At 74.5% G+C, this 12,391-nt stretch carries 12 protein-coding genes; 7 read left to right on the top strand and 5 right to left on the bottom strand.

Annotated elements, in window-relative coordinates:
- Window positions 1-52 precede the first annotated feature (52 nt).
- Complete coding sequence (locus BD833_RS21480; RefSeq protein ID WP_166535196.1) at window positions 53-628, bottom strand: DUF488 domain-containing protein; 576 nt, start codon at window positions 626-628, stop codon at window positions 53-55.
- Window positions 629-707: 79 nt separating this feature from the next.
- Between BD833_RS21480 and BD833_RS21475 the strand changes: the two genes are divergently transcribed.
- Window positions 708-1,877: an MFS transporter gene (locus BD833_RS21475; RefSeq protein WP_243737872.1), complete on the top strand. Its 1,170-nt coding sequence runs from the start codon at window positions 708-710 to the stop codon at window positions 1,875-1,877.
- A gap of 4 nt (window positions 1,878-1,881) precedes the next feature.
- Here the strand turns inward: BD833_RS21475 and BD833_RS21470 are convergent, their stop codons facing one another.
- The 4 genes from BD833_RS21470 to BD833_RS21455 all read right to left on the bottom strand — a co-directional run bounded on the left by BD833_RS21470 (window position 1,882) and on the right by BD833_RS21455 (window position 5,226).
- On the bottom strand, window positions 1,882-2,223 hold the full coding sequence (locus tag BD833_RS21470) for a hypothetical protein (RefSeq protein ID WP_166535195.1): 342 nt from the start codon (window positions 2,221-2,223) through the stop codon (window positions 1,882-1,884).
- 48 nt (window positions 2,224-2,271) lie between these two features.
- Window positions 2,272-3,090, bottom strand: coding sequence for an ABC-2 transporter permease (locus BD833_RS21465; protein WP_166535194.1), 819 nt, complete (start codon window positions 3,088-3,090; stop codon window positions 2,272-2,274).
- The gene (locus BD833_RS21460) at window positions 3,087-4,013 is read right to left on the bottom strand and encodes an ABC transporter ATP-binding protein (RefSeq protein ID WP_166535193.1); all 927 of its coding nucleotides are present in this window, start codon (window positions 4,011-4,013) and stop codon (window positions 3,087-3,089) included. Before BD833_RS21460 ends, BD833_RS21465 begins: the two co-directional genes overlap by 4 nt.
- A gap of 109 nt (window positions 4,014-4,122) precedes the next feature.
- Entirely contained in the window at window positions 4,123-5,226 is a 1,104-nt protein-coding gene (locus tag BD833_RS21455) for an NAD(P)-binding domain-containing protein (RefSeq protein WP_166535192.1), read from the bottom strand.
- A 168-nt stretch (window positions 5,227-5,394) separates the two neighbouring features.
- Between BD833_RS21455 and BD833_RS21450 the strand changes: the two genes are divergently transcribed.
- The 6 genes from BD833_RS21450 (at window position 5,395) to BD833_RS21425 (ending at window position 12,345) form a co-directional block, all read left to right on the top strand.
- Complete coding sequence (locus tag BD833_RS21450) at window positions 5,395-6,792, top strand: ATP-grasp domain-containing protein (protein WP_166535191.1); 1,398 nt, start codon at window positions 5,395-5,397, stop codon at window positions 6,790-6,792.
- Between the two features lie 398 nt (window positions 6,793-7,190).
- Window positions 7,191-7,982 (top strand): ABC transporter ATP-binding protein, encoded by a 792-nt coding sequence (locus BD833_RS21445; protein ID WP_166535190.1) that lies wholly within the window; start codon window positions 7,191-7,193, stop codon window positions 7,980-7,982.
- Window positions 7,979-8,998: an ABC transporter ATP-binding protein gene (locus BD833_RS21440; protein WP_208092816.1), complete on the top strand. Its 1,020-nt coding sequence runs from the start codon at window positions 7,979-7,981 to the stop codon at window positions 8,996-8,998. Before BD833_RS21445 ends, BD833_RS21440 begins: the two co-directional genes overlap by 4 nt.
- The gene (locus tag BD833_RS21435) at window positions 8,995-9,885 is read left to right on the top strand and encodes a branched-chain amino acid ABC transporter permease (protein ID WP_166535189.1); all 891 of its coding nucleotides are present in this window, start codon (window positions 8,995-8,997) and stop codon (window positions 9,883-9,885) included. The genes BD833_RS21440 and BD833_RS21435 overlap by 4 nt, the downstream gene beginning before the upstream one ends.
- The gene (locus tag BD833_RS21430) at window positions 9,878-11,107 is read left to right on the top strand and encodes a branched-chain amino acid ABC transporter permease (protein ID WP_166535188.1); all 1,230 of its coding nucleotides are present in this window, start codon (window positions 9,878-9,880) and stop codon (window positions 11,105-11,107) included. The genes BD833_RS21435 and BD833_RS21430 overlap by 8 nt, the downstream gene beginning before the upstream one ends.
- Window positions 11,104-12,345 carry an ABC transporter substrate-binding protein gene (locus BD833_RS21425; RefSeq protein WP_166535187.1) on the top strand — a complete coding sequence of 414 codons (1,242 nt, stop codon included), beginning with the start codon at window positions 11,104-11,106 and terminating at the stop codon, window positions 12,343-12,345. The genes BD833_RS21430 and BD833_RS21425 overlap by 4 nt, the downstream gene beginning before the upstream one ends.
- Window positions 12,346-12,391: the final 46 nt, after the last annotated feature.

Raw genomic sequence — 12,391 nt, 5'->3', positions numbered from 1 at the left:
ACGAAGCCAGTCACATGACGGGTCACGCCCACCGCTGCCAGCCATCAGCCCATCACCGAAGGACTGACCCGGCCAGCCTCACAGTCACCTGATCACCATGGGGGGCGGCGGGCCAGTGGACGAGGCCGTCGTCGCCGAGCACCGCGCCGTCCGAGGGCCGGTGCGGGGACTCCCGGCCGTCGGGCATCAGGTGCCTGACGGCCACCCCGCGCGCGAGGACGGCGACGTCGGCGATCAGCCGGCGGTGGCAGCGCCACCACACGTACTCGCTGCACATGACCGCGACCGTGCGGTCGGCGGTCGCGGCGAGCACCTCGTCGAGCGCGGCCGAGAACTCCGGGGTGCGCGTGTACGCGGCGTAGGCGGCGAACTGGGCGACGGTCCACCAGCCGTCGGCCACCGGCTCGCCGGGGGGCAGCCGCCGCCGGCCGCCGAGGTCCTCCGCCCAGCGGTAGCCGACGCCCGCCGTGGGCAGCCACTCCGCCAGCGACTCCCGTCGGACGTCGGGGTTGCTCCGGCTGCCCGGGAACCGGCGCACGTCGACGAGCAGCTGCACGCCCGCCCCGGCCAGGCGGGCCGCCAGCGCCTCGCGGTCGTCGGACCCGTGGCCCACGGTGAGCAGCGGCACGCCGTCTCCCTACCCGAGCGCTCCCGGTCATGCGCCGGCAGTCATGCTGGGCAGTCGGATCGACGATCGGTGGGGTGGCGTGAGCGGGGCAGCGGTGGGGGCGCAGGCGCCCCTGTGGCGGTCCCGCGGCGTGCAGGCGCTGGTCGGCGTGACGGCGCTGGGGTTCGCGAGCTACTTCCTCACGCTCGCCTCGCTGCCCACGTACGCGGTGGCCGGGGGGGCCTCGGAGGCGACCGCCGGCGTGGTCACCGCGGTGTTCCTCACGGTCACGATCGTCGTGCAGACGGTCGTCCCCGCGCTGACCGCCCGGTTCGGCGTCGGCCCGGTGTTCGCCGCGGGGCTGCTCGCCCTCGGGGTGCCGGCGCCGCTGTACGTGCTCGACGACGGCGTGGGCTGGATCTCCGCGCTGTCGGCCGTCCGCGGGGCCGGGTTCGCGGTGATCACCGTGCTCGGGGCGACGCTGGCGGCCCGGGTGGCACCTCCCGAACGGCGGGGCGAGTCGATCGGCCTCTACGGCCTGGCGATCGCGTTGCCCAACATGGCCGCGATCCCGGTCGGGGTCGCGCTCGTGCTGGACGGGCACGTCGGCTGGCTGGCGTGGCTGTCGGCGTCGCCGGTGCTCGGGCTGCTCTTCCTGCCGATGCTGCTCCGGTCGGTGACCACCCGGGAGGAGCGCGGGGCGAAGGGCGGCGCGCGGACGGCGGTGCGGGCCGCGCTGGCGCCGTCCCTCGTGCTGTTCGTGGTGACCACCGCCGGCGGCGGGTTGGTCACCTTCCTGCCGATCGACCGGCCCGACGGCCGGCTGGCGACCGTCGCGCTCCTCCTGTGGGGGTTGTTCGGCGCGCTGACCCGGTGGCGGGCCGGCGTGCTGGCCGACCGGCTGGGCACGGCGCTGCTCCTCCCGGTGGCCGTGCTGGTGGGCGCGGTCGGGCTCGCGGTCGCCGGGATCGGGCTCTTGGCGGGGTCGGCGTGGGTGCTGGTCGGTGCGGCCGTCTTCGGCGCCGGGTTCGGTGCGGTCCAGAACCTGACCCTCCTGCGGGCCTTCGCCCGCGCGGGGGAGCGCGGGACCACCGCTGCGAGCGCGCTCTGGAACGCCTCGTTCGACGCCGGCACCGCCTGCGGGGCGCTGCTGCTGGGCTTCGTCTTCGGTGCCGTGGGCCTGGGGTGGACGTTCGTGCTCAGCGCCGCCGCGCTGGCGGTCGTCGTGCCGCTGGCCCGGGCCGCCGCGCGTCCGGTGGCGGGCGGCTGAGGGCTCAGGCCCCGCGGGCGGCGGCGTGCAGGGAGCGGATGAAGAGGATCTCCGCGGCCGAGCGGCGCAGCCAGTCCCGGAGCCCCTCCGGGTCGGTGCGGGCGGCGTCCCGCACCTTGCCCAGCTCGAGCTGGCGGGTGCTGGCCTGCGCCCGCTGCGCGGTCGGCAGCGCCCGCCCCTCGGCGCGGGCGATCGCGGTGAGCCCGGCGCCCACGAACACCAGCTCGCGGATCTCGGTCAGGCCGGCGAGCAGCCGGTCGGCCGCGGCGTCGTCGCCCGCGGTCAGGGAGGCGAGGAGCTCGTCGGCGCGGCGGCGGCCCTCGGCGGCCGGGTCGGGTGGAGTCACCGCACCACTGTGCCCCGGCCGCGGGGGCCGGGGCACAGCGGGTCGCCGTCAGGCGTCGCGGCGGCGGAGCACCAGGTAGCCGGCCAGCACCACGACCGCCACCTCGGCGCAGAACACCGCGAAGCCGGTCCAGGGCTCGAGCAGGTCCGGGTTGAACGACACCGGGGTCGCGACCACGGAGCCGGCGTTGCCCGGCATGAGCTTGGTGACCCACTCGCCCCAGGCGCCGGGCAGCAGCAGCACCATGTTGCCGACCACGAGGACGAGCGCGAGGACGATCGCCAGCGCCGCGGCGGTGTGCCGGACCAGCAGCCCGACGGCGGCGGCGAACAGCCCGATCCCGGCGAGGTAGAGCCCGCTGCCGAGCAGCGCCCGGAGCACGCCGTCGTCCTCCAGGCCGACGCCGATGCCCTCCCGCGCCAGGAACCAGTTTCCGCCGAGGTAGCCGAGCACGGCGGTGACGGTGCCGACGACGAACAGCGTTCCGGTGAGGACGGCGAACTTCGCGGCGAGCACCCGCCCGCGGTGCGGCGTGGCGGCCAGCGTGGCCCGGATCATCCCGGTGCCGTACTCGCTGGTGACCACCAGCGCGCCCAGGACGATCGCGGTGATCTGCGCGATCGTCATGCCCCAGGTGATGAAGGAGCCGGCCGCCTCGCCGGCCGAGCCGTCGGCGAGGTCGTCGGCGCTGGTGGCGCACACCAGCACGGTGAGCCCCGCGCCGAGCACGACGAGCGCGACCACCGACCAGGGGGTGGAGCGCACCGTCCAGAACTTGATCCACTCGGCGCGCAGGGTGGCGGCGAAGCCGGGCCGGCGGACGCCGGGCACGTGGCGGTGCGGGTCGAGGGTCACGGTGTCGGTCACTTGGGCGCTCCGGCGGGGGCGGTCTGCCGGGCGGAGTACTCCACGCTGGCGGCGGTCAGGGTCATGAACGCGTCCTCGAGGGAGGACCGGACGAGGGTGAGCTCGTGCAGGAGCAGCCCGCGCCGCCCGACGAGCTCGCCGATCGCCGCGGCGTCGCGGCCCTGGATGCGGAGCTCGCCGTCCACCTCGGTGACGTCGAGGCCGTCGCGGCGCAGGAGATCGGTCACCTCGGCCCGCTGCGGGCTGCGCAGCCGCACGTAGGAGGCCGCGTGCTCGGCGATGAAGTCGGCCATCGAGCAGTCGGCGAGCACCCGCCCCCGGCCGATGACGACCAGGTGGTCGGCGGTCAGTGCCATCTCGCTCATGAGGTGGCTGGACAGGAACACCGTGCGCCCCTGGTCGGCGAGCTCGCGGGTCAGCGTGCGCACCCAGCGGATGCCCTCGGGGTCCAGCCCGTTGACCGGCTCGTCGAGGACGACGACCGGCGGGTCGCCGAGCAGCGCGACGGCGATGCCCAGGCGCTGCCCCATGCCCAGGGAGAACCGGCCGACCCGCTGCCCGGCGACGTCGGTCAGGCCGACCAGGTCGAGCACCTCGTCGACCCGGCGCACCGGGATGCCGTTGCTCGCGGCCATCCAGCGCAGGTGGTCGCGGGCCGAGCGACCCGGGTGCAGCGCCCGCGCCTCCAGCAGCGCGCCGACCTCGCGCAGCGGCGCGGGGAAGTCGGCGTAGCTGCGCCCGCGCACGGTCACGGAGCCGGCGCTGGGCCGGTCCAGCCCGACCAGCATGCGCATCGTCGTGGACTTGCCGGCGCCGTTGGGTCCGAGGAAGCCGGTCACCCGGCCCGGCGCGACGGTGAAGGAGATGCCGTCGACGGCGGTGCGGTCGCCGTAGGTCTTGGTGAGCCCGTGCGCCTCGATCATCGCGGAGCCCGGTGGAGCGGTCGGGAGGTCATGGGACGAGCCTGTCGGCCGCGCGGCGCCGGGAACATCGGGGAGCGCCCTGATCGGACCCTGAAAGGTCCCTGGAAGTTCAGGCGGTCCGGGGCAGGGGAACCCCGGGCCGCAGCTCCCGGCGCAGCGCCCGCGCAGCGGCCTGCCCTGCCCGGTTGGCGCCGATGGTGCTGGCAGAGGGGCCGTAGCCGACCAGGTGCAGCCGGGGCTCGCCGACCACCTGGGTGCCGTCCATGCGGAACCCCCGGCCGGGCTCGCGGAGCCCGAGCGGGGCCAGGTGGCCGACGGCGGCGCGGAAGCCGGTGGCCCACAGGATCACGTCGGCGCGGACGAACCGGCCGGGTTCCCCGTCCGAGCCGTCCCAGGCCACTCCGTCCGGGGTGATCCGGTCGAACATCGGCAGCCGGTCCAGGACGCCGCGCCGAAGGCCGTCGCGCACGTACGGCGTCGAGGTGGCCAGTCCGGTGACGCCGACGACGCTGCCCGGACGCCGTCCCTCGCGCACGGCCTCCTCCACCATCGCGACGGCCCGTCGGCCGGCGTCCTCGTCGAACGGCCCGTCGCGCCACACCGGGGGCCGCCGGGTGACCCACGTGGTGGAGGTGACCCGGGAGATCTCGCCCAGCAGCTGGGTCGCCGAGGCGCCGCCGCCCACGACGACGACGTGCTGCCCGCGGAACTCCTCGGCGCTGCGGTACTCGACCGGGTGCAGCTGCCGCCCCCGGAACAGCTCCTGCCCGGGGTAGCGGGGGACGAACGGCCGGGTCCAGGTGCCCGTGGCGTTCACGACGGCGCGGGCGGTCCAGGTGCCGCGGTCGCTCTCCACCCGGAAGCGCCCGTCGGCGGTGCGCCGGACGGCGCGGACGCGGACCGGCCGCACCACCGGCAGGTCGAAACGCCGCTCGTAATCGGCGAAGTAGGCCGGGACCGACTCGACGGCCGGGGTGCTGTCGTCGCCGGCGGCGAAGCCGAGGCCGGGGAGGTCGTGCACCCGGTGGGTGCCGCCGAGGGTGAGCGAGGGCCAGCGGTGCCGCCAGGCGCCACCGGGGGCGTCCTCCCCGTCGAGCAGGACGAAGCCGGTGCCGCGCTCGAAGCCCTGCCGGGCCAGCGCCCACCCCGTCGCGAGCCCTGCCTGCCCCGCGCCGATCACGACGACGTCGACATCGGGGGAGGAGGCGGTCACGTGCTGGTCAACCGCCGTCAGGGGTGCCCGCCTTCCCGCGGCCCGCTACAGGCCCCCGGAGAGTGACGTGCAGTACTCGACCGTTCTCGTTCCACCGAAACCGACCGCCCGGTATGGTGCGGCTTCGCGCACCGGACCGACGGGGGACAGTGGACCATGCCGACGCCGATGGACGCCGGTCGGACCGGGTCTCCCTCCGCTGTTCCCGCGTGGTTCGTCGTCGTCGAGCTGCCGGTCCGGCCCCGTGCCGCGCGGACCGAGCTGGCGGCCGGGGAGCGGCTGGACCCGGCCGGCGTGGTGCAGCTCGACCGGGCCCTGGACCGAGGGCTGCAGACGGCGGTGCTCACCCTCGACCGGGCCGGCTACGGCCCGGACGACGACTGGGTCGTCGACCGGTGGATCGAGTGCGACACCTTCGACGCCGACGCGGTGCTGCAGGCGGTCCGCGCGCTCGAGGGCGTGGTGGTCGCGGTGACCAGCGCCGTCCCCGGCTTCGCCGGGACCGCCGCCGTCGCCGCGCGGGCGCTCGGGCTGCGCGGCCCCACCCCGGGGTCAGCGGCGCTGGCCGACGACCGGGGCGCACTGCACCGGGCGCTCGCGGACGCCGGCCTGCCTGGGGTCGACTGGGCGGAGGTGGCCGCGCACGACCCGGACCTCACCTCGCCGATCGGCTACCCGTGCGTGGTCCGCCCCGTCGACGGTGGTGGGGCGTTCGACGCGGGCCTCGTCTCCGACGACCGGGAACTCCGCGCGCTGGCGGCCCGCCACCTCGCCCGCCCGGACTACGGGCGGGGCATGCGGCCGCGCCGGCTGCTGGTCGTCGAGGAGCACGTCCCCGGACCGCGGTTCGGCGTCGACGGCTACGTCGACGGGAGCGACCCGGTGGTCCTCGCGTGGTCGGAGGTCGTCACCACGCCGCCGCCGCACCTGGACTCCCTCGTCCGCACGGCGACGACCAGGCCACCGGTGCCGGAGGCCATCGACTGGGTCCGCGCCTGGCTCGCCGCTACCGGTCACGACGCCGGGCCGTTCCACCTCGAGTTCCTCCTGGGCCCGGCCGGGCCGCGGCTGGCCGACCTCGGGCCCGGCCTCCCCGGCGGGGGTGGACACGCCTGCACCGACCTGGTGAGCGGCGTGGACACCGCGGACCTGGCGGTCGGGCTGCTGCTCGGCGAGCCCCCCGCCGTCCCGGCGCCCGGCGCGGCCGGTGCCAGCACGCAGGTCCTCCTGGTCGCGCACGCGGTCGGCGTGGTGCGCGAGGTCGCCGGCGTCCGTGAGGCGGCCGGCATCCCCGGGCTCGTCGCGGCCGAGGTCGTCACCGACGTCGGCCGCGTGGCCGGGCCCGCCACCTGCTGGCAGGAGCGGCTGGGGCAGGTCGTGACCGTGGGGGACACCCCCGAGCAGTCGTGGCGGCGGGCGGCCGCGGCGCTCGACGCCATCCAGGTCGACGTCGTGGCGCCGGCTCTCCCGCGGCCCGCCCCCCGACCGGGTGCCCGCAGCTGCCGGGACGTGGCGGCGTCGTCGGTCGTGGTGCGCCGTCGCGGGCCGGGGTCCCGGATCCGCTGACGCCGGCACCGCCGCGCGGACGACGTCGGTACCGCGGGGAACGTGCCCGCGGCCCACGGGGTCCCCGCCGGTAGCGGACCGGGGAGTCCGCCGGCCGTCCGGTCGACCTCGGTCAGGAAGGTGACCGATCCGTGACCATCGCGGCGGTGGACTCCTGGTGATCTACCCCTAGAGTCACGCCCCATGTGCGCCAGATCACGTCCCCGTGCCCCTGGGCCGGGGAGGTGCACGTCCCGTCGGAGACGCCGTCCGCGGCTCCGCCGGGCGTCCGGTCGGCCGGCAGCGGCGCCCGCCGACGGAGTCGGTTCCCGCCTTCCCGGCGGCCCCGCAGCACGGGCCGCCCTTTGTTGCACGCTCGCCCCAGCGCCGCCCGTCGGCGCAGAAAGGATGTGCTGTCCGTGCTGAGCATCGAGTCGTTGCACGTCACCTACGGCGGTGCCGTCCAGGCCGTCCGGGGGGTGTCCATGGAGGTGCCCGACGGGAAGGTCGTCGCGGTGCTCGGCAGCAACGGCGCCGGGAAGACGACCCTCCTGCGCACCATCTCCGGCACCCTGCGCCTGCACCGAGGCCGGGTCGAGTCCGGGTCGGTGAACTTCGACGGCACCGACCTGGTCTCCCGCGATCCGGCGCAGGCGGTCCGGCTGGGGCTGGTCCAGGTGCCCGAGGGGCGGCGGATCTTCGGCCGCCTCACCGTGGAGGAGAACCTGCGCGCCGGTGGGATGGGGAACCGGGACAAGGCCGCCAAGGCCAAGGCCCAGGAGCGGGTCTACGACATGTTCCCGGTGCTGAAGGAGCGCAGCTCCCAGCGCGGGGCGCTGCTGTCCGGCGGTGAGCAGCAGATGCTCGCCATCGGCCGGGCGCTCATGGCCAGCCCGAAGCTGCTGCTGCTGGACGAGCCGTCGCTCGGCCTGGCGCCGCGGATCATCGGTCAGATCGGTGAGGTCGTCGCGGAGATCAACCGGCAGGGCACCTCGGTGCTGCTGGTGGAGCAGAACGCGACGATGGCCCTCGGGGTCGCCGACCTGGCCTACGTGCTCGACGTCGGGGAGGTGTCGCTGTCCGGCGACGCGCGCGAGCTGTCGCAGACCGACGAGGTGCAGCGGCTGTACCTGGGCCACGACGGCGGCGACGCGGAGCACCCGCGGGTGCGGGCGGCGTCGGGCAAGAAGCTGTCGCGGTGGACGGCATGACCGGGGCGACGGCTGCGGGGTCGGCCACGGGGCCGGCCGGGCCGGAGATCCGGTCGGACATCCCGCCGGTGGAGGTGGACGGGGTCAGCGTCCGGTTCGGGGCGATCAACGCCCTGTCCGACGTGTCCTTCACCGTCCAGCCCGGCGCGATCCACGCCATCATCGGCCCCAACGGCGCGGGCAAGTCGACGATGTTCAACGTCCTGTCCGGCGTCTACAAGGCCGCCGAGGGCCAGGTCCGGTTCGGCGAGCACCGGCTGGACCAGATGCGCCCGTACAAGATCGCCGGCATCGGCGTGGCCCGGGCGTTCCAGAACATCGCGCTGTCGGGCACCCAGTCGGTGGCCGAGAACCTGATGCTGGGCCGCCACCACCTCACCAAGGCCGGCTTCCTCGCCGCCGGGCTGCGGCTGCCGAAGGCGACCCGCGAGGGCAAGATCCACGGCGCCCGGATCGCGGAGATCGCCGAGTTCCTCGATCTCGGCGAGAAGCTGCACACCCCGGTCGGGGTGCTCTCCTACGGCGACCAGAAGCGGGTCGAGGTCGCCCGGGCGCTGTGCACCGAGCCCCGGCTGCTGCTGCTGGACGAGCCGGTGGCCGGCATGAACGCCGAGGAGACCGACCGGATGGCCGCGGCCATCCTGGAGATCCGCTCGGCGCTCGGGATCTCCGTCGTCCTCGTCGAGCACGACATGGGGATGGTCATGTCCCTGGCCGACCGGGTCACCGTGCTCGACTTCGGACGCCTGATCGCCGACGGCACCCCGGCGCAGGTGCAGTCCGACCCCGAGGTGATCCGCGCCTACCTCGGCTCCGGCGACGAGGCCGACCCGGCCGAGGCCGCCGAGCACCACGCCGCCGAGCACCACGCCGCCGAGCACCACGCCGCCGAGCACCACGCCGCCGAGCACCACGCCGCCGAGCACCACGCCGCCGAGCACGACCAGACCGCCGAGGCCGGCCGACGGCCGGCCGCCGACCCCCGTTCCTCCGACTCGTCTGGGGCGACGTCGTGACCCAGTTCCTGTCCCTGCTCCTCAACGGGATCTCCCTGGGCGCGCTCTACGCGCTGATCGCCCTGGGGTTCGTGATCATCTTCAAGGCCAGCGAGGTCGTGAGCTTCACCCACGGCTCGCTGCTGCTGCTGGGCGCCTACTCCATCGCCCGGCTCTCGGACTCGATCGGGTTCCTGCCGGCGGTGCTGGTGGGCATCCTCATCACCGCGGCCGCGGCGATCGTCATCGAGCGGCTGATCATCAACCGGCTCCGCGGCGCGGCGGTGATCAGCCTGGCGATCGTCACCATCGGCGTCGACATCATCCTGCTGACCGAGCTGATCCGGCGGCTCGGCTCGGACATCCTCAACGTGCCGCACCCGTGGGGCGGGGAGTCCTTCCGGATCGGCAGCGTCGGGCTGAGCCAGAACCGGCTGATCGCCTTCCTGGTGGCGGCGGTGCTGATCGCGGCGTTCTTCCTGGCGTTCAAGTACTCGAGCTGGGGGATCGCGATGCGCGCCTCGGCCGAGGACGGCGAGACCGCGGCGCTCATGGGCATCCGCCAGGGGCGGGTCTCCGCCCTGGCCTGGGTGGTCGCGGGCGTGCTGGCCGCGGTCGCGGCGCTGTTCCTGGTCGGGTCACCGACCCCCGGGGTCACCCCCACCGCCTACGCCGTCGCGCTGCGGGCGTTCCCCGCGGCGATCCTCGGCGGCCTGGACTCCACCGGCGGTGCGCTGGTCGGTGGCCTGCTGATCGGCATCGCCGAGGCGATGGCCGCCGGCTACCAGGACCAGCTGCTGTTCCTCGGCCGCGGGTTCAGCGCGGTGGTGCCGTTCATCGTGATGATCATCGTCCTCATGTTCCGGCCCTCCGGCCTGTTCGGGACCAAGGAGCTGACCCGTGTCTGAGGCCACCGTGACCGCCCCGGCCGGGGCCAGCCGGGCCGGGGGGAGCGCACCGGCGCCCGCGCGGAGCCGGCGGTCGTGGCTCAAGCCGCTGCTGCTGGTCGCGCTGCTGGTGGTGCTGCTGGCGCTGCCGCTGTACGTGGAGGAGTTCTGGCTGCGCACCGGCTTCGCCGTGTTCGGCGCGATCGTCGGCGCGATCGGGCTGAACCTGCTGGTCGGGAACAGCGGGCAGCTGTCCCTGGCGCACGCCTTCTTCCTCGCCGTCGGTGCGGTCAGCTACACCTACATCTCCGGTGAGGAGGGGGGCCTCGGGGTCGCCGAGCTGGGCGGGCTGGGGCTGCCGCCGATCGTCGGGATGATCGTCGGGGTGCTGCTGGCCGGCCTCGCCGGGCTGATCTTCAGCCCGCTCGCCGCCCGGCTGCGCGGCATCTACCTCGGTGTCGCCTCCCTGGCGCTGGTGTTCATCGGCATCCACGTGCTCAACAGCTGGACCGAGGTCACCGGCGGGTTCAACGGCCGCGCCGCCCCGAACTTCGAGCTGTTCGGCTTCGCCTTCGCCAACCGCGACCCGGAGCTGTACGTCCTCGGGGTGCCGTTCCGCGAGGCCGAGCGGCTCTGGTACCTCGGGCTGGTCCTGGCCCTCGCCGCCTACCTGTTCGCCCGGAACCTGCTGCGCGGCCGTCCCGGCCGGGCGCTGCAGACCCAGCGCGACAGCGAGGTCGCCGCCTCGGTCATGGGCGTCAACGTGCAGGGCTACAAGGCGCGCATCTTCCTGGTCAGCTCCATGTACGCGGGCCTGGCCGGGGTCATGTACGCCCTGTCCATCGGCAGCATCGCCCCGGAGTCGTTCGGGCTGGAGCTGTCCATCCTCTACCTGGCCATGATCGTGCTCGGCGGCCTCGGGTCGGTGAACGGCGCCGTCCTGGGCGCGATCTTCGTCAGCGCGCTCCCGCTGGTCTTCCAGCGCTACGCCGACCTGATCCCCTTCGTCGGCGACCGGGGCTCCGGCGGCCTGGCCGCCGGCGAGGCCGCCCGCTTCCTCTTCGGCGCCGCGATCGTCGTGGTCATCCTCTTCGAACCCGCCGGCCTGGCCGGCATCGCCAGGCGGATCACCGGCCGCTTCCGCCGCCCCGGGGGCTCCGTCACCCAGCGACCACCCGAATCCCACGGCCCGACCTCCGAACCCACTCCGTCCGACCCACCAGCCCAAGGGAGCACCACGTGAGACTCAGCAAGCGATCCACCGGCGTGACGATGCTGGCCGCCACCTTCGTCGTGGCCGCCACCGGCTGCAGCACCAAGGCGCCGGAGAGCTCCGGCGGCGGAGAAGCGGCCGCCGGCGGCGACGTCGCGACCGACGTCGGTATCGAGGGCGAGACCATCAACCTCGGCGTGCTCACCGACCTGACGGGTGTCTTCGCCGCCCTCGGCAACGACATCACCAACGCCAACCAGCTGTTCTGGGAGAACAACCAGGTCTGCGACACCTACGACGTCAGCCTCGAGATCCAGGACACCGGCTACGTTCCGCAGCAGGGCGTCCAGCTCTACAGCGGCATGCAGGACAACATCCTCGCGATGCAGCAGACGATCGGTTCGCCGATCAACACCGCACTCGCGCCGGAGTACGAGGCCGACCAGATCGTCAACTTCCCGTCGGCCTGGTCGAAGACGCTGACCGAGATCCCCGGCACCGGCGTCGTGGGGGCCACCTACGACGTGGAGATCGCCAACGGCTACGACTATCTCTTCGAGCAGGGCCTGCTCCAGGAGGGCGACACCGTCGGCCACATCTACTTCGAGGGCGAGTACGGGGCCAACGGCCTGGCGGGCAGCGAGGCCGTCGCCGCGGCGAAGGGCCTGGAGATCATCCCGGCCCAGATCAAGGCCACCGACCAGGACATGAGCGCCCAGATCACCCAGTTCAAGTCCGCGGGCGTGGACGCCATCGCGCTCACCGTCGCCCCCGGGCAGACCGCCTCGGTGGCGACGGTGGCGGCGGCCCAGGGCCTCGACGTGCCGATCCTCGGCAGCAACCCGGTCTTCGCCCCGGGCCTGCTCGAGGGCCCGGCGGCCGAGTGGCTGAAGACCCACCTGTACGTCGCCTCGCCGGTGTCGTCCTTCGACGCGCACCCCGAGCTGCTCCAGCAGTACCAGGAGGCCTACCCCGAGGCGACCCCGAGCCTGGGCGTCGTCGTGGGCTTCGGCATGGCCGAGCTGATGAAGCAGGTGCTCGACCAGGCCTGCGAGAACGGTGACCTCACCCGCGAGGGCGTGCTCACCGCCTTCCAGGAGCTCGAAGAGGCCGAGACCGGCGGCCTCACCGTCCCGATCCGTGGCTTCGAGCTCGGCAAGTCGCCCAGCCTGGAGAGCTTCATCCTCCAGCCGGCCGACGTTCCCGGCGGCGCGACGGTCCTCCAGGAGTCCTTCGAGGGCGAGTTCGCGGCCGACATCGCCGGCTGACGCGACACACCTGGCGACGCCCCCTCCCGTTCGGGAGGGGGCGTCG

The sequence above is a fragment of the Blastococcus xanthinilyticus genome (genome assembly GCF_008124835.1).
GTDB lineage: Bacteria > Actinomycetota > Actinomycetes > Mycobacteriales > Geodermatophilaceae > Blastococcus > Blastococcus xanthinilyticus.
Note: the sequence above shows the minus strand (reverse complement) of the source record. Positions and strands in the feature narration are given on the sequence as shown.

Excerpts from the sequence above, each read along its gene's own strand:
- BD833_RS21450 (WP_166535191.1), top strand. The coding sequence starts at position 5,395 with ATGGACGCCGGTCGGACCGGGTCTCCCTCCGCTGTTCCCGCGTGGTTC.
- BD833_RS21440 (WP_208092816.1), top strand. The coding sequence starts at position 7,979 with ATGACCGGGGCGACGGCTGCGGGGTCGGCCACGGGGCCGGCCGGGCCG.
- BD833_RS21460 (WP_166535193.1), bottom strand. The coding sequence starts at position 4,013 with ATGATCGAGGCGCACGGGCTCACCAAGACCTACGGCGACCGCACCGCC.